Origin of the sequence: Winogradskyella tangerina, assembly GCF_003260205.1 — a bacterium.
GTDB lineage: Bacteria > Bacteroidota > Bacteroidia > Flavobacteriales > Flavobacteriaceae > Winogradskyella > Winogradskyella tangerina.
This window is the reverse complement of the sequence record NZ_QERF01000002.1, coordinates 266,668-289,386: the sequence shown is the minus strand read 5'-3', so window position 1 is coordinate 289,386 and position 22,719 is coordinate 266,668. Positions and strand designations below refer to the sequence as shown.

23 protein-coding genes are annotated in these 22,719 nt (G+C 35.9%); 12 read left to right on the top strand and 11 right to left on the bottom strand.

From position 1 onward, the window contains the following. Positions 1-26: 26 nt before the first annotated feature. The 7 genes from DDY94_RS04000 to DDY94_RS03970 form a co-directional block, all read right to left on the bottom strand. The gene (locus DDY94_RS04000; RefSeq protein WP_111682756.1) at positions 27-371 is read right to left on the bottom strand and encodes a hypothetical protein; all 345 of its coding nucleotides are present in this window, start codon (positions 369-371) and stop codon (positions 27-29) included. Then, positions 368-862, bottom strand: a complete 495-nt coding sequence (locus DDY94_RS03995) for a DUF6787 family protein (RefSeq protein WP_111682755.1) — start codon at positions 860-862, stop codon at positions 368-370. The genes DDY94_RS04000 and DDY94_RS03995 overlap by 4 nt, the downstream gene beginning before the upstream one ends. A gap of 28 nt (positions 863-890) precedes the next feature. Then, positions 891-1,331 carry a DUF6146 family protein gene (locus DDY94_RS03990; RefSeq protein WP_111683041.1) on the bottom strand — a complete coding sequence of 147 codons (441 nt, stop codon included), beginning with the start codon at positions 1,329-1,331 and terminating at the stop codon, positions 891-893. Positions 1,332-1,524: 193 nt separating this feature from the next. After that, the gene (locus DDY94_RS03985) at positions 1,525-2,172 is read right to left on the bottom strand and encodes a DUF937 domain-containing protein (protein WP_111682754.1); all 648 of its coding nucleotides are present in this window, start codon (positions 2,170-2,172) and stop codon (positions 1,525-1,527) included. 104 nt (positions 2,173-2,276) lie between these two features. Continuing rightward, positions 2,277-3,230 (bottom strand): D-2-hydroxyacid dehydrogenase, encoded by a 954-nt coding sequence (locus DDY94_RS03980; protein WP_111682753.1) that lies wholly within the window; start codon positions 3,228-3,230, stop codon positions 2,277-2,279. A 100-nt stretch (positions 3,231-3,330) separates the two neighbouring features. After that, positions 3,331-4,392, bottom strand: a complete 1,062-nt coding sequence (serC, locus tag DDY94_RS03975; protein ID WP_111682752.1) for a 3-phosphoserine/phosphohydroxythreonine transaminase — start codon at positions 4,390-4,392, stop codon at positions 3,331-3,333. Positions 4,393-4,503: 111 nt separating this feature from the next. Further along, on the bottom strand, positions 4,504-5,562 hold the full coding sequence (locus DDY94_RS03970) for an acyl-CoA reductase (RefSeq protein ID WP_111682751.1): 1,059 nt from the start codon (positions 5,560-5,562) through the stop codon (positions 4,504-4,506). Positions 5,563-5,637: 75 nt separating this feature from the next. On the opposite strand from DDY94_RS03970, the gene DDY94_RS03965 reads away from it, so the two are divergent. Continuing rightward, positions 5,638-5,991 carry a 4Fe-4S dicluster domain-containing protein gene (locus DDY94_RS03965; RefSeq protein ID WP_111682750.1) on the top strand — a complete coding sequence of 118 codons (354 nt, stop codon included), beginning with the start codon at positions 5,638-5,640 and terminating at the stop codon, positions 5,989-5,991. 62 nt (positions 5,992-6,053) lie between these two features. Here DDY94_RS03965 and DDY94_RS16300 read toward each other — a convergent pair whose 3' ends face one another. After that, entirely contained in the window at positions 6,054-6,185 is a 132-nt protein-coding gene (locus tag DDY94_RS16300) for a hypothetical protein (protein ID WP_262627050.1), read from the bottom strand. Positions 6,186-6,349: 164 nt separating this feature from the next. Here DDY94_RS16300 and DDY94_RS03960 point away from each other — a divergent pair, with 164 nt between their 5' ends. Beyond that, entirely contained in the window at positions 6,350-7,117 is a 768-nt protein-coding gene (locus DDY94_RS03960) for a hypothetical protein (protein ID WP_111682749.1), read from the top strand. A gap of 9 nt (positions 7,118-7,126) precedes the next feature. Here the strand turns inward: DDY94_RS03960 and DDY94_RS03955 are convergent, their stop codons facing one another. Continuing rightward, positions 7,127-7,510, bottom strand: a complete 384-nt coding sequence (locus tag DDY94_RS03955; protein ID WP_111682748.1) for a RidA family protein — start codon at positions 7,508-7,510, stop codon at positions 7,127-7,129. A gap of 681 nt (positions 7,511-8,191) precedes the next feature. Further along, positions 8,192-10,987: a putative LPS assembly protein LptD gene (locus DDY94_RS03950; RefSeq protein WP_111682747.1), complete on the bottom strand. Its 2,796-nt coding sequence runs from the start codon at positions 10,985-10,987 to the stop codon at positions 8,192-8,194. Between the two features lie 110 nt (positions 10,988-11,097). Here DDY94_RS03950 and DDY94_RS03945 point away from each other — a divergent pair, with 110 nt between their 5' ends. The 10 genes from DDY94_RS03945 to bshA all read left to right on the top strand — a co-directional run bounded on the left by DDY94_RS03945 (position 11,098) and on the right by bshA (position 22,368). After that, positions 11,098-12,219 (top strand): N-acetylmuramoyl-L-alanine amidase family protein, encoded by a 1,122-nt coding sequence (locus DDY94_RS03945; RefSeq protein ID WP_111683040.1) that lies wholly within the window; start codon positions 11,098-11,100, stop codon positions 12,217-12,219. Positions 12,220-12,273: 54 nt separating this feature from the next. Beyond that, entirely contained in the window at positions 12,274-13,215 is a 942-nt protein-coding gene (locus DDY94_RS03940; protein ID WP_111682746.1) for an MlaD family protein, read from the top strand. Positions 13,216-13,221: 6 nt separating this feature from the next. After that, positions 13,222-14,535, top strand: coding sequence for a (Fe-S)-binding protein (locus DDY94_RS03935; RefSeq protein WP_111682745.1), 1,314 nt, complete (start codon positions 13,222-13,224; stop codon positions 14,533-14,535). A gap of 16 nt (positions 14,536-14,551) precedes the next feature. Beyond that, positions 14,552-15,199 (top strand): hypothetical protein, encoded by a 648-nt coding sequence (locus DDY94_RS03930; RefSeq protein WP_157957235.1) that lies wholly within the window; start codon positions 14,552-14,554, stop codon positions 15,197-15,199. A gap of 1 nt (position 15,200) precedes the next feature. Further along, the gene (locus tag DDY94_RS03925; protein ID WP_198658908.1) at positions 15,201-15,983 is read left to right on the top strand and encodes a (Fe-S)-binding protein; all 783 of its coding nucleotides are present in this window, start codon (positions 15,201-15,203) and stop codon (positions 15,981-15,983) included. Between the two features lie 2 nt (positions 15,984-15,985). Beyond that, a complete protein-coding gene (locus DDY94_RS03920; RefSeq protein ID WP_111682743.1) occupies positions 15,986-16,180 on the top strand; it encodes a hypothetical protein in 195 nt (64 codons plus the stop codon). Positions 16,181-16,184: 4 nt separating this feature from the next. Next, entirely contained in the window at positions 16,185-16,670 is a 486-nt protein-coding gene (locus DDY94_RS03915; RefSeq protein WP_111682742.1) for an ABC transporter ATPase, read from the top strand. Positions 16,671-16,808: 138 nt separating this feature from the next. Continuing rightward, on the top strand, positions 16,809-18,032 hold the full coding sequence (serB, locus tag DDY94_RS03910) for a phosphoserine phosphatase SerB (protein ID WP_111682741.1): 1,224 nt from the start codon (positions 16,809-16,811) through the stop codon (positions 18,030-18,032). A 119-nt stretch (positions 18,033-18,151) separates the two neighbouring features. After that, complete coding sequence (locus tag DDY94_RS03905; RefSeq protein WP_111682740.1) at positions 18,152-21,109, top strand: glycoside hydrolase family 3 N-terminal domain-containing protein; 2,958 nt, start codon at positions 18,152-18,154, stop codon at positions 21,107-21,109. 119 nt (positions 21,110-21,228) lie between these two features. Further along, complete coding sequence (bshA, locus tag DDY94_RS03900; protein ID WP_111682739.1) at positions 21,229-22,368, top strand: N-acetyl-alpha-D-glucosaminyl L-malate synthase BshA; 1,140 nt, start codon at positions 21,229-21,231, stop codon at positions 22,366-22,368. Here bshA and DDY94_RS03895 read toward each other — a convergent pair. Beyond that, the gene (locus DDY94_RS03895) at positions 22,361-22,711 is read right to left on the bottom strand and encodes a ribose-5-phosphate isomerase (protein ID WP_111682738.1); all 351 of its coding nucleotides are present in this window, start codon (positions 22,709-22,711) and stop codon (positions 22,361-22,363) included. The two genes, bshA and DDY94_RS03895, sit on opposite strands and share 8 nt — an antisense overlap. Between the last annotated feature and the right edge of the window lie 8 nt (positions 22,712-22,719).

Below are 22,719 nucleotides of genomic sequence, written 5' to 3'. Positions count from 1 at the left end.
ATAATTAGATGTTTAAAAGAAGGGTTTTAAACGGAGTGAGGTGGGCCTCTTAAGTACGACGTAGTTTGCTGATGTGTTCTTAAGAAAATGTATAAACAAGTATTTGTCTTGTTTAATTTTTTGTCTTCTGAGGAGTCCTCATCTTTTATAAAGGAGTAGAAGTTAGTGTTTAACTTAAACTTGAAGAATTCACAATCTAAATCTAATTCGTGGAAATGTGTACCTGCATTGCGATCATCAATAGAACACACTTCGTGTTCATGATGATTAAAGACATGCGAAAGTTTAACACCAATAGGCAGTAATACAATTACTACTAATAACAGTGATAAAGCTTTATAAATAGGTTTTATGATAGTTTTAACCGTCAATCCACAAATCGTTTTAAACCAAATCTTCTCAGCATTTTCTTTTCAAACTCCCAAAAAAATTTATGCTGACCAAATAACCACCCAAAGGTAACTAAAAGTATTTGATAAAAAATTAGCCCAATGATAATAAATAATATCCAGTAGAGTAGAGGATTTAAGTTTTCTTTAGTAATTCCTATATATTTCATAATTGGCCTACCTACAAACATGGAGGCAGAACCCGTTAAAGCAAAAACTATAAAAACACGGATCATTTCCCATCTGTAATCGAGAATCCATCTTTTTTCAAGCCATTTAAATAATCGAAGTGTAATGAATAGCAAACTGATAAAAAGCAAAATTGATACAACAATTACTATTGCTGTACCAAATTTTTGAAATATTGCATTGGAAATTTTAAAGGCAGAATATCCCAGTCCTAAAAGACCAATTATTGGAAATATTAATTGCCAGTTATGTTGTATCTCCCAAGCTTCCTTAAACTTTTTCATAGCACTTTAAAAGTGCAGCAAAGTTAAGTTAAATTCTAGGAATAAGTGTGGTGAGTTGTTGTTTATATTTCAATTGAAAATAGACAAAATAGTTGTACAGTAAATAGTTGACTTCGTAGCCGTAGTCTGTCCTCACATCATAATCTATGCGTAACATATATAGATTCTGATCGAAGAGTCCTGGTTGTAAATTTCGTTGATTCCAAGCCTGAACATAGAGCCTATTTCTTTCTTCTAACCAGGTTTGAGTATAATAACCTCTTGGTCTGGCTGTACTCGCCAGCCAACCGTTAAATCCGGGTTCTATTATGATGATCTCATAATCTGTTTCATCACTACTAATAGAAAGGGTGTCATTTTCAACCAAGGCATTTTCATTACCGTGATTGATCATTTGTTCAGGAGTGTAAGACTTACAACTCACGATAATAATTCCGAGGACAAATATTAAGTGTGCAATTTTTTTCATAATAACTAAAGATATTGAATTTTTTACAGTTGTATGTTTTAATGTCAATACAAAGCAATGAATAAATAAGGTATTATGTAAGTCTAATTTTGTGAGCACTACCTGCTGCTGAGTAAACGATACATTTCACATAGTGGTCAAAAAAAAGCAGTTCATTTGAACTGCTTTATATCATTTGTTAAGAGAAAGGTTTCTATTTTCCAAATAAACCACCGAGTAGGCCACCAAGTCCACTTTTTTTCTTGTTACCACCTAATAACATGCCGGCAACATCATCAATAACACTACCATCACCGTCGGAGTCTAATACTTGTTCTAAAAAGGTTTGCTCTTTAGTTACAGGTCCTCTTTGACTAGCTCCACCAAGCAGACCACCAAGTAAACTCGTAAGGTCACTTTGTGAACTTACATTGTTTTGTCTAGATTGTTTACCTAACAGACCCATTAAGATTGGCGCAGCTACCTTAAGAATGTCACCAACACTACTTGCATCAACGCCAGATTTCTGCCCAATAACTTGTTCTACACCTCTACGCTTATTTCCTAAAACATGACCAAGAATCTTATCACCATCTGTTTTTACTTCCTCGTCAACACCACCACCGAATAAACCACTAAGGTTGTCTAATATACTACCGTCATGTTTATTGTTTAGCGCGCCCATAAGTCCTTGCGCACCTTCGGGAGTTGAGGCATTACGTTCCATTGCTTTCATTAACACAGGTAAAGCCATCGTTAAAACGCTTCCAGTTTTGTTTTGATCAGTCCCTGTCGATCCTGAAACACCACTGATGATTTTTTTCCCGAGGTCACTGCCTAATAAATCTAAGATTCCTTCCATTTTTTTATATGTATTATGATTAATTTAATTTGATTTGAAAAGGTACAAAAAAAGTCCTAGCATATGTAGGACTCATTTTTTTTACATTAGTCACATTTTTGAAACTAATTGCTCATAATATTTATAATCTGCTCTGCAAGTTCAACTCCAATTCTGTCTTGAGCTTCATTTGTAGCGGCTCCTGTATGTGGAGTTAATGATAATGACGAATTCATTAGTAGTTGAATTTCAGGCTTTGGTTCTTTTTCAAAAACGTCTAGCGCAGCCCTAGCGACCTTACCACTTTCTATTGCTTTAACTAGTGCCACTTCATTAACAACACCACCTCTTGCAGCATTAGCCAAGATTACACCATCTTTCATAAGGTTGAAATCTTTCTCGTCAATAACATAGTCCTTTTGAGCAGGTACGTGTAGCGTTATAAAATCAGCCTGACGTAATACATCTTCTTTGGAAATAGTTTCAATATCAAAAGAGACTTTTTGTCCATCAAAGAAATCTAGTTCAAGATTCGCTTTTTCAATAAATGGGTCATAGGCTACAACTTTCATTCCGGCACCAAGCGCAATTTTTGCAGTTGCTTGTCCAATACGTCCAAACCCAAGAACACCTAAAGTTTTACCTTTCAATTCAGTGCCTTTGGCATATGCTTTTTTCAAACCTTTAAAATTAGCATCTCCTTCTAGCGGCATGTTACGGTTAGAATCGTGTAAAAAACGAGCAAGACCATAAAAATGCCCAAATACCAATTCAGCAACTGAATGCGAAGATGCGGCAGGTGTATTAATAACGTGTAATCCCTTTTCTCTGGCGTACTCTACATCGATATTATCCATACCAACACCACCACGCCCTATGATTTTAAGGCTTGGGCAATTATCAATGATGTCCTTTCTTACTTTAGTAGCACTTCTTACCAATAGAACAGAGACCTCGTTATCATTGATGTAATTTTGAAGTTGTTCTTGGGCTACATTCGTAGTTATTACTTCATATCCTGCTGCTTCTAATGCATCTATACCACTTTGTGAAACACCGTCGTTTGCTAATACTTTCATTTTAAGTTAAAAGTTAAAAGTTAAAAGTTAAAAGTTGGAAGTTAAAAGTCTAAAGTTTTAAGGTCTCTAAACTTAATACTTCAATTAATGTTATAATTTTTTATGCCTTTCGTTCTAATTCACTCATCACTTCAACAAGAACCTTCACACTGTCTAATGTTAATGCATTATACATTGATGCACGGTAACCACCGACACTTCTATGTCCGTTAAGGCCATTAATTCCAGCCTCCTTCCACATAGCGTCAAAAGTTTCCTTCAGGTTTTCGTTTTCAAGTGTAAATGTTGCATTCATGTGAGATCTATCCTCTTTAACAGCGTAGCCTTTAAATAATGGGTTAAGGTCAATTTCAGAATAAATCAATCGTGCTTTCTTATCGTTTTCCTCTTCAATGACTTTAATGCCACCTTTGTCTTTCAACCATTGCATTGTGAGCATAGAAACATAAACAGCAAACACAGGAGGCGTATTAAACATACTTCCCTTGCTGATATGCACTTTATAATCCATCATTGATGGTATTTTACGTGAAACTTTACCAAGGATATCCTCTTTAACAATTACCAAAGTTGTTCCTGCAGGTCCCATATTCTTTTGTGCACCTGCATATATAAGATCAAATTGTGAGAAGTCTAATTGACGTGAGAAGATATCACTACTCATATCGCACACCATTGGAATGGGTGAGTTTGGAAAACTCTTCATTTGAGTACCGAAAATGGTGTTGTTCGAAGTGCAATGGAAATAGTCGTAATCTTCTGGAATATCATATCCCTTTGGAATATAATTGAAGTTTGCACTTTTAGAAGACCCTACTTCATAAATATCATCATAGATCTTAGCTTCCTTTATCGCCTTATCACTCCAAGTTCCTGTGTTGAGGTAACCCGCTCTTTTTTCAAGAAGATTTAGCGCAACCATTAAGAACTGTGTACTTGCACCTCCTTGTAAAAATAGTGCTTTGTAGCCTTTACCTTCTAAGCCTAATAATTCTAAAGCCAAGGATCTGGCATTCTCCATAACATCAACAAAAGGCTTGCTACGGTGAGATATTTCGATAAGTGATAAACCATCATCGAAGTTAATTACTGCCTGAGCAGCTTTTTCCATCACCGATTTTGGCAGTACACATGGGCCGGCACTAAAATTATGTTTTTTCATGAATATTTATTTTCATTTCCAAACAAATGGAAATCTATTATTAAATTTTAAAGAGCTACAAAGGTGCTAATTAATTGGGTATAATACATTAATAAATTGATAATTTTTGAATCAAATTTTTAACAAGAATTCAACAGTATCAACATTATCTGCATAATCCCAAAGTTGTGGTTTTTGGGTTTCACCGAAAGCCACTTCATTTTCCGTAAAACGGTCTGCCACTATGCATTGAATTTGATCTTTATCAGAAGATATTTTTTGTTCTAATTCAGTTTTTGAATTATAATATTCAAAAAAAATGGTTGCTATTGGAGATGCATAGCTTTCATCTTCTTTCACCATTAAAAATCCATTTTCTAGCATATCAAATTCACTCATTAAATACACGGCTTTATTATAGTCGTAATTATTGGCGTATTTAGATTCGTGAATGATAGGATGCCATTTATAAACAGCGTTAAAAAAGGTATCGAAATTATAGTCTTTTGGAACAAATAGTTTTGAAACATTTCTGCAACCTAATCCATAATACCTGAAGATATCATCAGAAAGTGCTTCAAGTTGCTCTAACGTTTCATTACCCGTTAGTATAGCTATAGAATTTCTATTCTTACGAATGATTGAAGGCTGATTCTTGAAATAGTATTCAAAGTAGCGTGCTGTATTATTACTTCCAGTTGCAATTACCGCATCAAAATTTTCTAATTTTTCCTCGGTGAATGTTATTTTACCTTTAAATTCGGGTTCTACGATCTCTAAATATTTAGCTAAAAAGGGGAGTAGATGCTTGTCGTTAGAAGATTGTTTTACCAGCACATTATGACCTGTAATGAGTACCGATAAAAAGTCATGAAACCCAACCAACGGGATATTACCTGCCATTATAATACCAATGGTTTTGGTCTCAACACGATCAAATTTATAGTTCGAAGTCCACTTGTTTAGATTTTCTGTGCTTAAGGCATCAGACCAGAATTCTAAACTAAATAATACATTGGCATCCGTAAACCATCCATTGTATTCTTTTGCAAGCTTCATTTGGTGTTTAAAACCTTCAAAAAATAACTCATTAGCTTCTATACCTTCCTTTCGTTCTATGCTAGAGGTATTAAATTGACTTAAAAAGTCACCTAATTTTGCGAAAGCGTTAATTCTTTGTTGTAAATCCATTAGCTATTTGGTAAAAAGCAGTTTAGGTTCTATTTTTGCAACTGCAAAATTACGCAATAAAAAAGAAAAATTACGATGGCAATTATTATAACAGACGAATGTATTAATTGTGGTGCTTGCGAGCCAGAGTGTCCTAATACAGCTATTTACGAAGGTGCTGATGACTGGCGTTATTCTGATGGAACCAGCCTTAAGGGTAATGTTGTTCTTCCGAGTGGAAAAGAAGTTGATGCCGATGAAACCCAAGAGCCTATAAGTGACGAAGTTTATTATATTGCACCAGATAAGTGTACTGAATGTATGGGCTTCCATGAAGAGCCTCAATGTGCTGCGGTTTGTCCTGTAGACTGCTGTGTGCCTGATGAGAATGTGGTTGAGACTGAAGAGGAGTTATTAGGCAAACAACGCTTTATGCACCCTGAAGACTAATTCAAAAATCAAAATATATAAAAAAAGTCCTGAGCTTAAATACTCAGGACTTTTTTTTGCTTTTAATCTAGTGAATTTTCCATAGCAGCCAATTCAAAGACCATATACTGCATTAAGCGCTCAACGGTTATGGCTTCTGCAACATTATTTTCAGTATGGAATGAAGAGTATAAAACACCACCATTTCCGTGCAAGAAGGTGTATGCTAGGTGTTTGTCTTTAAATTTATAGCGTGAAGAAAAGTTACGAAAAAACAGTAGAACAGCGAATAAATGAAAAGTAATACCATTAATGTGAACTTAGTTTTAAATATTGATGAGCTTGGCAATAACAAGTTGATTTTATTGTTTTATTTCTAATGAAATATCAATTAATAAGTCTTATTCTATTGCTGTCGTTTTCGTGTGAAAATGAAAATGTTGCATCAATTGATTCCGTAAAAACCGATTACTTTGACCAGATCCCTTATTTAATGCACAAGAAGAGTATCGATTCGGTTGCTGAAATAATTATTTATGGACAACTAGGCACCGCAAAAATCAATGATACGTTGAATTACTTTCGTGCTCACGACAACAAGACTATAAGCAAAGATTTTAAAAGCTTTATGTGTTGTTACGATACATTTCAATTTGATTCAGATGGAATCGTAACTAAAAGAACAAGGCTTAATTGCTACACTACCGTATTCGACATGAGTTATAACAGAAAAGGCGATACCATTTACGTCAATGAGACTAGTAATTACAATGATTCAAAAATACATAAGTATGTGGTAAAAAAGGATCGTGTTGTTTCAAAGTCATCTCGATATAACCTATTCGATGACTATTCGAAAGAAGTGCGATACTTCTATAACAGAAGTGGCCAATTAATCAAAAAACACAGTGAAGCCAAGAATGATCCCAATGGAGAATTTAAATATCAAGTGATGTTAACCTCTTACCATTGGAATGGAAAAGACTTATTAGAAACGCGTCTAAAACAATTCAAAAATGATGGCAAGGAATATTATGAAACCGTAACAAGTTATAATTCTGAAGGGTTTCCTAAAGCGACAGTAGTCATGGAGAATAAAGACACGATCTGTAAAACTTCGATCATTAAATTTCCTTTGAAAGAGTAACCGTTTATATTACGATTTTACCGCAATCATACTAATCTCAACATTTACATATTTTGGCAGGTTGGCCACTTCTACGGTCTCTCTTGCCGGTGCTGTAGCTTCATTAAAATATTTGGCATAGACTGAGTTTATTCTCGAGAAATGCTTCATATTCTTAATGAAAATGGAGGTTTTAACGACATTTTCAAAAGTCATATCTGCAGCAGCTAAAACTGCTTTCATGTTTTCCATTACTTGCTCGGTTTCAGCCTCTATAAATTCAGTAACCAATTCCATAGTTTCTGGGTTGAGTGCAATCTGACCCGAAGTATAGAGTGTATTACCTATTAAAACTGCCTGATTATAAGGGCCTATAGGTGCTGGTGCATTTGGAGTATTAATGATTTTTTTCATGGTTCCGTGTTGAAATTGTCTATCAAAAATCGACAATTGGATTGATTTTTCAGAATGAATATTGAAAAAGATTTTAGATTGATCTGTGATTTGGGGAATATGAATGGTATTTATCTAACCATCAAATTATCTAAGTTGTTCTCGATACAAATTCTTTCAGAATTTCACTCGAACTGAAGTCAAACGATCTAAAGATCTAATAGTCTAACAGTCTAAAGATCTAAACTCGTAATTCGTTCTCGATACAAAATTCTATTAGAATTTCACTCGAACTGACGGCAAACGATCTAAAGATCTAATAGTCTAACAGTCTAAAGATCTAAACTCGTAATTCGTTCTCGATACAAAATTCTATTAGAATTTCACTCGAACTGACGGCAAACGATCTAAAGATCTAATAGTCTAACAGTCTAAAGATCTAAACTCCCAATTCGTTCTCGATACAAATTCTATTAGAATTTCACTCTAACTGACGGCAAACGATCTAAAGATCTAATAATCTAACAGTCTAAAGATCTAAACTCCTAATTCGTTCTCGATACAAAATTCATTCAGAATTTCACTCGAACTGACGGCAAATGATCTAAAGATCTAATAATCTAACAGTCTAAAGATCTAAACTCGTAATTCGTTCTCAATACAAAATTCTATTAAATTTCACTCAAACTGACGGTAAACGGTCTAGTTACCTAAATTACGATCTGGTTGACGACGTTGATCGTATTTAAGATCTTTAAGTAGGTTCGATTTAATTCCGATGAAGAAATTCCAACTCTGCTGATTTCCAAAAGGAATCCATGTGAAATTCATTCGCCAACTGAGGAGGTCGCGTTCAAAACGTAACTGCGTAAAGGTGAACCCCTGGTTCAGAAAATCATATCCTGAAGAAACCCCAACCGACCATCTCGGAGAAAGTTCCACATCTCCTGAAAACATCAATGAGTTTGAACTTATCCTATTTTCGCGCCTAGTGTTAGTGTAATTCGCAGCGTATGCCAATCGGAGGTTCCAAGGAATCTTATAATTATAGTATTCATTATTGTCTTCCTCTTTTTTCTCACGGTCTCTATCGGTCAATCGCTGATCTGCAAAATCTTGTGATACACCAAATAAATCATCCGTTCGGGCATTTGCTGTGGCAGCGCGCCGTTCGGCATCCTCATCAGGTTTTTCTTCGTCATCTTTGCCAGAAAAACTGTTGTTATTTAGTGTGTAGCTAATATTCAAATTGGCGGAGGTAAGCCTGAAAAGACTTCCGCCATTATTGATATTAAAGGTGTTTATAATGTTGTTATTACTGTCTAGTGCATAAGGATTCAAAGTCATTCCGAAGTTAATACTCATCTTTTTATTCAAAATTTGAGTATTACCAGTTACTCTCAATGGGCTCCAATTCAATGAATCTGCTGCCAGATCATAGGAGGTTGCCAAGTTGAGGTTATTGAGCAAAAAGATCTTCTTTGGTTCAGTTTCAGTGGAATCTTTAGAACGTACTTTAGCTTCAAAATTGTTACCAATGGCTAAACCAACATTGCTCGAATAGCGATTTCCAGGACGACCAAACAGGGAATTTTCAAATCGGGTATATTCAACCTGATCTACTGTTGTACCATCGGCATCAATTACATCATAAGTCTCATAGTATTGATCGAAAGCAGGTGTGACCGAATAACTCAACGTTGGCCGCATCACATGCCGTATGGCCTGAATTTTCGGATTTTTACCTTCCTTCTGAAAGTCGTACATCCCATAGATCGTCGTACCTATACTCGCTCCAAAATTGTACGTAAGGAAACGATCAAATCCATTGACATCTCTTGTTACCGAGCTCTCACCTTGGAAGATGTCGTCTCTCCGAATGGTTTTTAATGTCCAGGTTTCTTCAAAATTTGCATTTGTACTTACACTGAAATGATTGAAGATCTTGAAGTTTGTTGTTAGCGGTATGGAATGTCGCATTCCTGCTAAGGCATCGTCAAACATTTCGCTTTTACCAAATAAGGAATCCGTTGTATTGATACGATATTCTCCTCTGGTATTTACCTGAAAGTTTATATTTTGAATTGCTCCTTTTTTTACGCCAGATTTAGGCGCGAAAGGGAACACCCTTGTCATTGAAGCCTGAACCGTTGGAAGGGTTAAATTGATGGATTCGGTATTTGTGTTTTGCGTATGACTGGCTGTAACGTTCAAATTAACCTGTGGTTCACCTTGAAATGTTTTAGACCATGATACTGATGAAGCTAGCGTGTTGGTTAGTGTATTGGCCTGATTCACCTGATTAATCGATTGCTGGAAATACTGACTACTACCTAAATTCACCGATGCCGAAAATCTTGAATTCGGATTGGCTTTGGCGTCTTGCGTATGAGACCATCGAATATTATAAATAGTACTCTGCCTAAAATCAGGGAAACCACGTTCGCTATTAAGTAGGTTTTCATATCTAAAACTCACGTTCCCGCGATATTTATAACGCGTGGCGTAGCTACTTTCTAATCGCAATCCATAACTTCCATTGGTATAATAATCTCCTAAAACCGCGAGATCTACATGATCGCTAATGGCAAAATAGTAACCTCCATTTTGTAAAAAATAGCCTCTGTCGTTTCCTGTGTCTTCACCAAACGACGGAAAAATAATTCCTGAAGTTTGCTTTCTGCTCATAGGGAAATAAGCAAATGGAATGGCAATAGGAGTAGGGACATCGTATATGTACATCTGACTCATACCTGTAACAATTTTCTTGTTCGGTACGATCTTGGCCCGGTTCATTAAAATATAATACTCCGGATCATCCAGATTTTCTGAAGTTGTAAACTTTCCTTTCGAAATAAAATAAACCGAATCATTTTCGCGCTTTGTGCGTTCTGCTAAAACCGTACCGCCACTTTGTTCAGTCACTGAATTAAAGATAAGTGCCTTACGCGAATCGGTGTTGAAAATAATGGAATCGGGTTCAATAACATTAGCCCCTTGTTTAAATACGGGCTTCTGAGAGTATCCTGTTGAATCTTTTAAACGGCCGGCATAAACTAGATTTTTGCTGTAATCGATAACAATGACTCCTGCAGTGATCTCCATATCCTCATAAAGTACTTCAGCTTCGTTAAATAGTTTGATCTGCTGCTTCTTTTGGTTTATCGCAACATAGTCTTTAGCTGTATAGGTTACGATATCCTTTAAAAAGCCTTCTTGTTTTACTGAATCTTGTTGAGTAGAATCAATAGGCTTTGTGTTTACGGGTTTATTCAATAACGAATCAACAACAATATTTAAGGAATCTCTTGCTACAACTAGGGTATCTGTCTTCTGAGCTGGAGGAATATTAGGATTGTTTTTTGGTAATTCCTGTGCGAAGCTTAAAGTGTTAATAAACACTGTAAAACTCAAGACAAAAAGTATGTGTAGGCTATTTGTACGCAATCCTTTTAAATGTATTTTTGTAAAAGTATGGCTCGGTTTTTGAAACGCCAAAAGTACAGTATTTTTTTTGTGATTATCACATTAATGTTCTAAAGTTAAAAAATACCGTATCACTAGCAATGACGAGTAATAATATGAGTTCATTAACCGTTAGATTAAATATGCAAACGAAGCGCAAATATATTATAGTATCCATTGTTCTTACATTTATCACTTCTTTAACATGTCTTTCTACATTACATGCTCAAGAGGATAAATTTATTGTAGTACTAGACGCTGGTCATGGCGGAAGAGATCCAGGAGCTATAAGCAATGGTTATAAAGAAAAAGAAATCGCCTTAGATGTAGTTATAGAGTTAGGTAAGCTAATGAAAGATGTAGATGATATTAAAGTTATCTACACAAGAAAAACAGATAAATTCATCGAACTTTGGAAACGTGCTGATATCGCCAATAAGGCTGATGCGGATTTATTCATTTCCATACATTGTAATTCGGTTGCAAATTCAAAACCTTATGGGACAGAGACTTGGGTTTTAGGCGAAAACAATGCCGGAAGAAATTTCGAATTTGCCAAGCGCGAAAACGAAGTGATTTTCTTGGAGGATAACTACGAAGAAAACTACGCCGGTTTTGATCCAAGTTCTCCAGAGTCTGAAATTGCGCTTACTATAGAACAAGAAGTTTATGTTGAGCAAAGCGTAGACCTCGCTAGCAAAATCGAAAATAACTTCGTTAATAAAGCTAAGCGTAAAAGTCGTGGCCTAAAACAACACAGCCTCTTGGTGATTAGAAACACGTACATGCCAAGCGTCTTGGTTGAACTAGGGTTTATTAGCAATAAGAAAGAGGGCGCATTTTTAAATTCGAGAGCCGGACAAGTAAAAATGGCCAATGCGCTTATGGATGCCATTATTTCCTATAAAAAGGAGATCGATCAGAATGTAGGAAGCAGCATTATTGTTTCAGATGAAGATAACACTGAGGAGCCAGTTGAAGAAATTTCAAAAGTTTATGACGACATCACCTTCAAAGTTCAGATTGCAGCAAGCTCGAGAGACCTGGCAACTAAATCTTATAATTTCAATGGTCTTTCAGAATTAAGCAAAGAAAAAGTAGGGCAGCTCTTTAAATACTACTATGGTAACACTTCAGACTATAACAAAGCAATGCAACTGCAAGAGGAAGCTAAATCTAAAGGTTATCCTTCAAGCTTCGTGGTAGCTTATAAAGATGGAAAGCAAATTGAACTTTCCGAAGCGCTGAAAACTACCACTAATTAGAAACATTATTAATATATTTATTCCTAATTTTGTTTTTAATCAAACCTAAGCCCATTGAAAATCTCAAGAGAAGTTAAAACTGCACTATTAGTCTTATCTGGTATTGCCCTTTTTATTTACTTGTATTCTTATTTAAAAGGTGAGGATCTATTTACAGATACCAACACGTATTACACCGAATTTGATTACAACGCATTAAGCACATCATCGTCGGTGACAGTAAAGGGAAATAAAGTCGGTAAAGTTGAAGATATTCGGTATGATTTTGAAACCGGTAAAACCAGAGTATCCTTTTCTGTAAATCCGAAATTGAAGTTTTCAAAAAACAGCACTATTCGCCTTTATGAAACAGGAATAATGGGCGGTAATGCTTTGGCCATTATCAATAAAAATGACAATGAATTTGCTCAACCTGGCGACTTTATTGCTTCCGAAGTAAAGCCCGGACTAATAACCTCATTGAAAAGTAATTTTTCAGGCTTAAGTTCTGACCTCGATAGCACCATCCGTTCCGCAGATACCCTTATGACCAATCTCAACAAATTAGTCGTTGATGAATCTGAAGAAGGCATTAAGAGCACTATTGCAGAACTAAACGCTACATTGAAATCATTTAAAATACTATCGTATTCTGTTCAGGATGTTTTAAAGGAGAACGATAATAAAATTGCATCGATATTAAACAACTTTGATGTTACGAGCGAAAATCTTTCGAAATTATCAGATGATTTGAAGGATATTGAACTCGCAAAAACCATTACGAAATTCGATGAATCATTGTCTTCAATCAATGAACTGTTAGCTCAAGTTAAAAGTGAAGATGGCACCATTGGTAAGTTGCTTAATGACGACAAGCTTTACAATAATCTTGAAGCAGCATCCAAAGAAATGGAATTGTTGTTATTAGATATCAAACTACATCCTGCGCGTTACAGACGAATTTTATCTAAAAAAGAAATCCCGTATACACCACCAACCGAAGACCAGAAGAATTAATTTTTTATGGATTACATACCAAATATACTTTTTGCCATTGTCCTAGTTTTAGGAATAGGTTATTTCACAAGAAACGTTCGAAAGCTTATAAGAAACATAAAACTTGGAAAAGAAGTAGATGCTAGCGACAATAAAAAGGAGCGCTGGAAAAATATGGCGCGTATCGCTCTCGGCCAAAGTAAAATGGTAACGAGACCAATTGCTGGATTTCTTCACATTGTGGTTTATGTCGGTTTTATTATCATCAATATTGAAGTTTTAGAAATAATTATAGATGGACTTGCTGGCACTCACCGAATAGGTTTAAAGGTGCTTCCAGAGTCTATTTATGGCTTTTTAATTGGTTCTTTTGAAATTCTAGCAGTGTTAGTGTTAGTTGCCGTAGTAGCCTTTTGGTTAAGGAGAAATGTGATTAAGTTAAAGCGCTTTCTAAGTGCTGAAATGAAAGGCTGGCCAAAGAATGACGGTAACATCATTCTTTATTTTGAAGTCGTTCTAATGTGTTTATTTCTGGTAATGAATGCAACGGACACACCCTTCCAGGAAATGGGTCATGGTAATATCATTTCACAGTTTATAGCACCATGGTTTGAAGGTATGAGTGAAACAACTCTTCATACGATTGAGCGCTCAGCCTGGTGGTTGCATATTGTAGGTATATTAGTCTTTTTGAATTATCTCTATTTTTCAAAGCACCTTCATATCATTCTCGCATTCCCGAACACCTATTATGGCAGTGTAGAACCAAAAGGAAAATTCAATAATCTTGAGGCTGTTACTAATGAAGTAAAGCTAATGATGGATCCAAATGCAGATCCTTTTGCTGCGGCACCTGAAGGAGCAGAGGATGAGGTTCCTGAAAAGTTTGGTGCTAGTGATGTGATGGATTTAAATCAGATTCAACTTCTTAATGCATATACATGTACGGAATGCGGACGTTGCACCTCCGCTTGTCCGGCCAACCTTACAGGTAAAAAGTTGTCTCCTCGTAAAATTATGATGGATACTCGTGATAGACTTGAAGAAGTTGGTAAAAACATAGATGCTAATAATGGAGAATTTAAGGATGATGGAAAGCAATTACTTGGCGATTACATTACCAACGAAGAACTTTGGGCTTGTACCACGTGCAATGCTTGTGTTGAAGAGTGTCCGGTGAGTATTAATCCACTGTCCATTATTTTAGATATGCGTCGTTACTTAGTGATGGAGCAAAGTGCTGCGCCAATGGAACTCAACAATATGATGACTAATATTGAAAATAATGGAGCTCCTTGGCCGTATAACCAAATGGACCGTCTTAATTGGAAAGATGAATAAAGTGCAAGACAGATTTATGAGATTATACAGAATTAAATATGTAATTACCACCTTGCTATTTTTGAGCCTGATGACCTCAGTTTATACACAGGAAACAGAGGTTGTGGAGTCTGAGCTCGATAGTTTGGCCCTGAAAATGTTCAAAGATGTAAGCGAAAGAAATTATGAAGGCATTATGGATATGACACATCCAAAGGTTTTTGATTTTGTTTCGAAGGACATGATGATAAATGCATTTAAGTCAATGCTAGAAGGCAACGACGAATTTTCAATTGCTTTATCAGATGAAATACCAGACTATAATATTTCTGAAAAGTTCAGGGACGAAGAAAATGATACAGATTTCGCCTTTGTGGACTATGATATGAAAATGTCTATGACCTTTAAAAATGAATCTTTTGATGATACCATGAAGGATGAAATCATTAAAATGATGGTATTACAAGGCATGGAGGCAACGTTTGTTTCAGATAATACCATAAGTGTTGTTATGCCTAATCGAATTACAATCCTCGTGAATGACGCCACTACAGATGATAAATGGGCGATGATCAACTATGATCCCGATTCGCCAATATTTTTTAAGTTGTTGTCAGCACAAGTTTTAGAAAAGGCTAAATCCTATCATGAGGATCTAATGATTGAGAAAAAGAAAAAGGAATAATATGAGTGAGCAGTTGAAAGTGCCAACCATGGCAGAATATATGGCAGAAGGAAAACAACCAGAGATTTTATTCTGGGTAGGATCTGCTGGTAGTTACGATGACAGAGCTAAAAAGATTACCAAAGCATTCGTAAAAATTCTAAACAAAGCAAATGTAGATTTTGCGGTGTTAGGAGCTGAGGAAAGTAACACTGGTGATGTCGCTAAGCGTGCAGGGAATGAGTTTTTATTCCAGATGCAAGCTATGATGAATATTGAAGTGTTAAACGCTTATGAGATTAAGCGTATTGTAACCTGCGATCCACATTCTTTCAATTGTATCAAAAATGAGTATCCGAGTTTAGGTGGAAACTATGATGTTGTTCATCATACTCAATTTATTAAGGAATTGATCAGCTCTGGAAGACTAAGCCTAGAAGGCGAAACCTATAAGGGTAAACGTATTACATTTCACGATCCATGCTATTTAGGAAGAGCAAATAGTGAGTATGATGCACCAAGAGACGTATTAAAACATACCAATGCTAACCTTGTTGAAATGAAACGTCACAAGCGAACCGCATTATGTTGTGGCGCTGGTGGCGCTCAAATGTTCAAAGAACCTGAGAAAGGTGATATGGACGTTAATATTCTAAGAACTAAGGATGCTCTGGAAACCAAGCCAGATATTATTGCGACTGGCTGTCCATATTGCAACACCATGATGAGTGATGGTGTTAAATTCAATGAAAAAGAAGATAGCATTAAGGTACTAGATATAGCTGAACTTATTGCTGACTCCTAAAAATGGCAAATTCTAAATTACCACTACAAGTAAGAATTAAAGCAGGTCTCATCGGTGGACTTATTTTTGCCTTATTAACTGCTGGATTTGAATATGTTGACGACAAAGATTTTTCTATAATAAAATTTATAATTCGTTTTATTATTTTCGGTACGGTAATGGGTATAATTATTCGACCTAAAAAAGTGAAAAAATAAACTTATGCTAGTAGATTTTGAAACCTTACCCGAAGAATCAAGAGTTTGGATATATCAGGCAAATCGTTCGTTTACAGATGAAGAGATTGATGAATTGAATTCAAAGATTGAAACATTTATAGAAGCCTGGACTGCCCACGGTAAAGATTTACAAGCCGGTTACAAGATTGTTTACAAGCGTTTTATAGTTATTGCGCTCAACCAAAATCTGAATTTAGCCACTGGTTGCTCCATTGATGCCTCAGTTCATTTTATTCAAGATTTAGAAAAGGCTTACAATGTTGACCTTATGGATAAAATGAATGTATCATTCAAACAGGGCGATTTTATTGCATATAAACCATTGGTCGATTTTAAAACGATGGCAAAAAATAGATCGGTTTCAAAAAACACAATTGTCTTTAATAATTTAGTAAGTAACATTGCGGAGTTTAAAGAGAATTGGGAGGTACCTGCATCTGAAAGCTGGCATAGTAGGTTTATCAAATAATTTTCAATTTTGAAGAATTTGCATGAATACGCGCAAATTATTACAGTATTCGCATGCTGAATAATTTTTATTTCTCAGATAGAATAATCATTTTTACCACCTGAATATCAAGATTTAATAAGTACTTCTTCATTTAAGATGGCTACAGATATATTTTTATTGAACATTTCTGGTCAGGATAAACCTGGCTTAACTTCTGGACTTACAAGTGTTCTGGCCGAATACGATGCTAAAATCCTAGATATTGGTCAGGCTAATATTCACGATACGCTTTCCCTTGGAATGATGTTCGAAATCAAATCTGGTAAGAAATCTGCAGCTGTTTTAAAAGACTTGTTATTCAAGGCTTATGAGCTCGGTATTACTGCGAAATTCACGCCTATATCTTTAGAGGATTATGAACACTGGGTAAGTTTACAAGGTAAAGATCGCTATATCATCACCATTTTAGGGGAAAAGTTAGCTGCTCAACAAATTTCAGAAGTCACAAAGATCATTTCAGACAAAGGACTGAACATAGATTCTATAAAACGATTGACGGGGCGAACCTCTTTAGTTAGAGAACAAGAATACCCAAGAGCCTCAATTCAACTGTCTATTAGAGGTAAATTGAACGATAAATCTGAGTTCACTACAAGATTTATGGATATTTCAAAAGAGCTCGATGTAGATATTGCCTTTCAAGAAGATACCATGTTCAGAAGAAACCGTAGATTGGTTTGTTTCGATATGGATTCGACTCTTATTCAAACTGAAGTGATAGACGAGCTTGCAGAACGTGCTGATGTTGGTAATGAGGTTAAGGCGATCACAGAGTCGGCCATGCAGGGCGAGATCGACTTTAATGAGAGTTTTAGAAAACGCATGAAATTGCTCAAAGGCTTGAGCGAAAGTGTTCTGCAGGAAGTAGCAGAAAATTTACCTATTACCAAAGGAGCAAGGCGTCTCATAGATACACTGCATTATTATGGCTATAAAACGGCTATTTTATCTGGTGGATTCACTTATTTCGGTCATTATTTGCAAGAGAAACTCGATATTGATTTCGTTTATGCTAATCAGCTAGAGATTATCGACGGAAGACTTACTGGTGGTTATATCGGGGATATCGTAGATGGTAACAAAAAGGCCGAATACCTGAAACTTTTAGCCAATAATATGGGGATTGATATTGGTCAAACTATAGCCGTTGGTGATGGAGCAAATGACCTTCAAATGCTTAATCTTGCAGGTTTAGGTATCGCATTTCATGCCAAGCCAAAAGTGAAAGATAATGCTCAGAATTCTATTTCGAGTATTGGTTTAGACGGTGTATTATATTTACTCGGTTATCACGATCGTCATATCGATTTAATGAAATAGACATAAAACTGTTAATTACACGGTTTATAAAACTATCCTAAAGTCTTTTTACTTCTTATTAATTATGCTATTTTGGCATAGTATTCGTTAGTTAATCAATTAAACGAAAAAAGAATTTCATGCGTTATTGGTCCCTTATTCTATTATACTTTTTTATTCATTTAAGTTTTGCTCAAACAGCAACAACAAATCCATTAATAACTAAAGATTCAACTGCACAGAATAGATGGGTTGACAGTATTTACAACTCGATGTCTGTAAAGGAACGAATTGGGCAGTTATTTATGGTACAAGTTATGTCTGAAAAAAGTGATAAAGAGAATAGCAAGGTTGTAGATCTTATTAAGAATGAAGGCATAGGAGGCATTATTTATTCTAAAGGTGGACCTTATCGTCAAGCTAGGCTGAATAATAAGCTACAAGCAGCTTCAAAAGTACCAATGCTTATTGGAATGGACGCAGAATGGGGATTGAGCATGCGACTAGATTCTACCTATGCATTTCCGTGGAATATGACGCTTGGCGCTATTTCAGACAATAAACTTATTGAACAAACGGGTCGCCAAATTGGGGAACACTGTAAACGATTAGGTGTTCATTTTAATTTTGCACCAGTGGTCGATATAAATACCAATCCAAATAATCCAATTATTGGTAACAGATCCTTTGGTGAAGACCGTGACAATGTTACTGCTAAAGGCTCAGCCTTTATGAAGGGCATGCAAAGCGCAGGTGTATTGGCCAATGCAAAACATTTTCCAGGTCACGGTGATACTGAGGACGACTCGCATTTAACCCTTCCAACGGTGTCATTTTCAGAAGAACGCATTGATTCTGTTGAAATGTATCCTTACAAAACATTGATTAAAGAAGGGTTATCGAGTGTTATGGTGGCGCATCTCAATGTCCCAAGTTTAGAAAAACGACGCGGCTTTCCATCATCCTTATCGAAGCATATTGTAACTGATATTTTGAAAGACTCTTTAGGATTTAAAGGTTTGATCTTTACTGACGCGCTTACCATGAAAGGTGCGGCAGATTATGTTGCAAAAGGCGTTGATGGTCTTACAGCAAAATCTTTGTCTGAAGGCGGAGAAATTGATCTTATGGCCTTTCTTGCAGGTAACGACGTAATGCTTATGTCTGAAGACCCAAAGCTCGGTATTGCAAAATTTGTTGAAGCTTACGATAAAGGAATAATCACAGATGAGCGATTGGCGCATTCAGTAAAGAAAATACTGATGGCAAAATATAAGGTCGGTTTACACGATTACAAGCCAGTTGGTCTTTATAACCTAGGAGAAGATCTTAATCGAATTAAGGATGATGCGCTCTACGAAGAATTGATGGAGAACGCTATAACCGTGCTGAAAAATAAGAACTCGCTTTTGCCATTTAGAGATTTGGCTACTAAAAGTATTGCTTATGTTGAACTCGGTGATGCATCAGGTTCGGTCTTTTATGACGAATTAAAAAAATACACCAAAGTTCATCATATAAAAGCTGATAAGCTTGATGAACTCGTTTCAAAACTACAGAATTATAATACGGTGATTGTTGGGTTTCATAAATCTAATGCGAATCCTTGGAAAGGATTCAAATTTTCACAGAAGGAACTAGCATGGTTATATGAAATTGCAAGAACAAATACCGTTGTTTTGGATCTTTTTGCAAGACCATACGCCTTGAACGATCTACGATCTATAGAAAATATTGAAGGGATTGTAATGAGCTACCAGAACAGTAAAATAGCTCAGGAAAAGTCTGCACAACTCATTTTTGGGGCCATAAGTGCTTTGGGGAATTTACCCGTGAGTGCAGGTGCTTTTTTCCCAGTAGGTTCTGGCGAAACTTATAATGCTATTTCTAGTTTGAGTTATGGATTGCCAGAACGCGTCGGAATGGATTCTAAACTGCTAAGTCGAATTGATTCAGTAGCCAATCATGCGGTAGACCAAAAAATGACGCCTGGAATTCAACTTATTGTCGCTCGAAAAGGAAAGGTTATCTATAATAAAAACTTTGGATATCATACGTATGCGAAGAAAAACAAAGTTGATTTTGATGACGTTTACGATGTGGCCTCATTGACCAAAATATTGGCAACCCTTCCGATATTAATGGAATTAGAAGGAAGAGGATCGGTATCGTTAGACGCAAAATTAGGCGACCTTATGGCATACTACAAGGATTCTAATAAAAAGAATATAACGATAAGAAAAATGCTTTCGCACTATGCGAGATTAAAACCTTGGATTCCGTTTTATTATTCAACTTTAGATACGATTACCAAGAAACCAGATTCAAAATATTACAGATCGAAGCGTTCGAAGGAATTTAATGTTGAAGTGACCAACAGTTTATTTATGCGCAGCGATTACAAGGATTCTATTCAAGAAATAATAAAGGAAAGTGAATTATTGTCTCGACTGCGTTATCGCTACAGCGATCTTCCATATTATATATTGAAAGAGTACCTTGAAGGTTTTTATGACAAGTCTTTGCATGAGATCACTCAAGATCGTTACTACAGATCATTAGGTGCTAATTACACCACTTATAATCCTAGAAAAGTATTCAGTCTAAAAGATATTGTACCAACTGAGGTCGATAAGTATTATCGTTATAAAAAAGTGCATGGTTATGTGCACGATATGGGAGCCGCTATGCAAGGTGGAATAGGCGGTCATGCGGGGATTTTCAGTAACGCCAATGACGTTGCCAAAATTATGCAGATGTATTTACAAAAAGGATTTTACGGCGGTAAACGTTATCTAAAAGCGGAGACTTTAGATAAGTTTAATACCTGCTATTACTGTGAGAACGATAATCGAAGAGGCGTTGGTTTCGACAAACCTCAATTAGGAGAAGAAGGTCCAACCTGCGGTTGTATCTCTATGACAAGTTTTGGTCATTCTGGATTTACGGGGACTTATGCATGGGCAGATCCGGAAGAAGAAATTGTTTATGTGTTTTTAGCGAATAGAACTTATCCGGAAGCCGGTAAAAATCTTTTACTAAGAGAAAATATCCGTACTGAAATACAACGGCTTATATATGAAGCTATTATTGAATAGATTAGGTTCAAATTGGAAAACGAATACGTTTATTTTCGAGTTAAAAAATCTTAAAGTTGACTATTGAAGACTTAATTCTTCTAACTTTAGCCTCTCAAACCAGTTACAACCATACATAAATGAAAATAGGAATTGTTTGCTATCCAACTTTTGGTGGTAGTGGAGTAGTGGCCACAGAATTAGGGCTAGAACTGTCTAAACGTGGTCATGAAATTCATTTTATTACCTACAGCCAACCTGTTAGGCTAGAGCTGTTGAGTAATAATGTTCATTTTCATGAGGTGCATGTCCCTGAATATCCATTATTTCATTATCAACCTTATGAGTTAGCACTTTCTAGTAAATTGGTAGATATGGTAAAGTTGTATGGCATTCAACTTTTGCATGTACATTATGCAATTCCACATGCGTATGCAGCTTATATGGCCCAGCAAATGCTTTTAGATGAAGGAATTTTGGTTCCTATTGTTACAACATTACATGGAACTGATATTACCTTAGTTGGTAGTCATCCATTCTACAAACCAGCAGTGACTTTCAGTATTAATAAATCTGATGCTGTTACTTCGGTATCTCAAAGTTTGAAAAACGATACACTACGCTTGTTTGACATAAAGAAAGATATTCATGTAGTGCCAAATTTCATTGATCTCGATAAGCATGAAAATAATTTTACCGATTGCCAACGTGGTATGATGGCCGAGGATCACGAGCGTATTGTCACTCATATCAGTAATATGCGAGAGGTAAAACAAATTCCAGATGTTATTAAGATCTTTTATAATATTCAGAAGGAAATTCCAGCAAAGCTCATGTTAGTAGGTGAAGGTCCAGAAAAGGAAGGCGCAGAATTATTGGTTGAAGAACTCGGTATTAGTGATAAGGTTATCTTCTTCGGAAATAGTTTTGAAATAGACCGAATCCTTTGCTTTAGTGACCTCTTCTTATTGCCTTCTCGTACAGAAAGCTTTGGTTTAGCTGCATTAGAAGCTATGGCTAGTGGAGTACCCGTGATCTCCACAAATACTGGTGGATTACCTGAAGTGAATGTTGACGGTTTTTCAGGGTATTTAAGTGATGTTAATGCCGTACGAGATATGTCTGCAAATGCCATAAAAATTCTTAAGGATTTAGATACATTGAATACGTTTAAAGCCAATGCGAAGGCGCAATCTAGAAACTTCGATATTCATAATATCGTTCCGCAGTACGAAGCTATCTATGAAGAAACTTTGAATAAGTTTTTAGTGACTAATTAAACCAAACAGCATACCCTTCACGTCTTAATTCAAGAGCAATTTCTTTTTCAGCAATTAGGGCCTCTTCGCGGGTTAAGAAGGGATCAATATGCATATATAAACTAGGCCGTAGATATAAGCCATATTTTTCTACAATACTCGAAGATATCTTGTAACCCTTTTTGTTTCTATGTCCTGTTTTATGTTGTTCAAAGCGTTCATTAGGCGTCTTGCTCGTCATACCTACATAAAGACATTCTAATACACCATTGAATTGAGGATTGGCCGCCCTGAATTTTGCATTTTTCGTATAAACACGTTTAGATAATTCAACAACATAGATGCGATAAAGAGTTTTTGGCATAGTATAAT

What these genes read in the sequence shown, in the direction of transcription:
- DDY94_RS03925 (WP_198658908.1), top strand. Translation starts at nt 15,201, where the DNA reads ATGAGTGAGCAGTTGAAAGTGCCAACCATGGCAGAATATATGGCAGAA.
- DDY94_RS03970 (WP_111682751.1), bottom strand. Translation starts at nt 5,562, where the DNA reads ATGGATTTACAACAAAGAATTAACGCTTTCGCAAAATTAGGTGACTTT.
- DDY94_RS03980 (WP_111682753.1), bottom strand. Translation starts at nt 3,230, where the DNA reads ATGAAAGTATTAGCAAACGACGGTGTTTCACAAAGTGGTATAGATGCA.
- DDY94_RS03920 (WP_111682743.1), top strand. Translation starts at nt 15,986, where the DNA reads ATGGCAAATTCTAAATTACCACTACAAGTAAGAATTAAAGCAGGTCTC.
- DDY94_RS03985 (WP_111682754.1), bottom strand. Translation starts at nt 2,172, where the DNA reads ATGGAAGGAATCTTAGATTTATTAGGCAGTGACCTCGGGAAAAAAATC.
- DDY94_RS03915 (WP_111682742.1), top strand. Translation starts at nt 16,185, where the DNA reads ATGCTAGTAGATTTTGAAACCTTACCCGAAGAATCAAGAGTTTGGATA.
- DDY94_RS03990 (WP_111683041.1), bottom strand. Translation starts at nt 1,331, where the DNA reads ATGAAAAAAATTGCACACTTAATATTTGTCCTCGGAATTATTATCGTG.
- DDY94_RS03995 (WP_111682755.1), bottom strand. Translation starts at nt 862, where the DNA reads ATGAAAAAGTTTAAGGAAGCTTGGGAGATACAACATAACTGGCAATTA.
- DDY94_RS03960 (WP_111682749.1), top strand. Translation starts at nt 6,350, where the DNA reads ATGAAATATCAATTAATAAGTCTTATTCTATTGCTGTCGTTTTCGTGT.
- DDY94_RS03930 (WP_157957235.1), top strand. Translation starts at nt 14,552, where the DNA reads ATGAGATTATACAGAATTAAATATGTAATTACCACCTTGCTATTTTTG.
- bshA (WP_111682739.1), top strand. Translation starts at nt 21,229, where the DNA reads ATGAAAATAGGAATTGTTTGCTATCCAACTTTTGGTGGTAGTGGAGTA.
- serB (WP_111682741.1), top strand. Translation starts at nt 16,809, where the DNA reads ATGGCTACAGATATATTTTTATTGAACATTTCTGGTCAGGATAAACCT.
- DDY94_RS03945 (WP_111683040.1), top strand. Translation starts at nt 11,098, where the DNA reads ATGCAAACGAAGCGCAAATATATTATAGTATCCATTGTTCTTACATTT.
- DDY94_RS03965 (WP_111682750.1), top strand. Translation starts at nt 5,638, where the DNA reads ATGGCAATTATTATAACAGACGAATGTATTAATTGTGGTGCTTGCGAG.
- DDY94_RS03955 (WP_111682748.1), bottom strand. Translation starts at nt 7,510, where the DNA reads ATGAAAAAAATCATTAATACTCCAAATGCACCAGCACCTATAGGCCCT.
- DDY94_RS03895 (WP_111682738.1), bottom strand. Translation starts at nt 22,711, where the DNA reads ATGCCAAAAACTCTTTATCGCATCTATGTTGTTGAATTATCTAAACGT.
- DDY94_RS03905 (WP_111682740.1), top strand. Translation starts at nt 18,152, where the DNA reads ATGCGTTATTGGTCCCTTATTCTATTATACTTTTTTATTCATTTAAGT.
- DDY94_RS03935 (WP_111682745.1), top strand. Translation starts at nt 13,222, where the DNA reads ATGGATTACATACCAAATATACTTTTTGCCATTGTCCTAGTTTTAGGA.
- serC (WP_111682752.1), bottom strand. Translation starts at nt 4,392, where the DNA reads ATGAAAAAACATAATTTTAGTGCCGGCCCATGTGTACTGCCAAAATCG.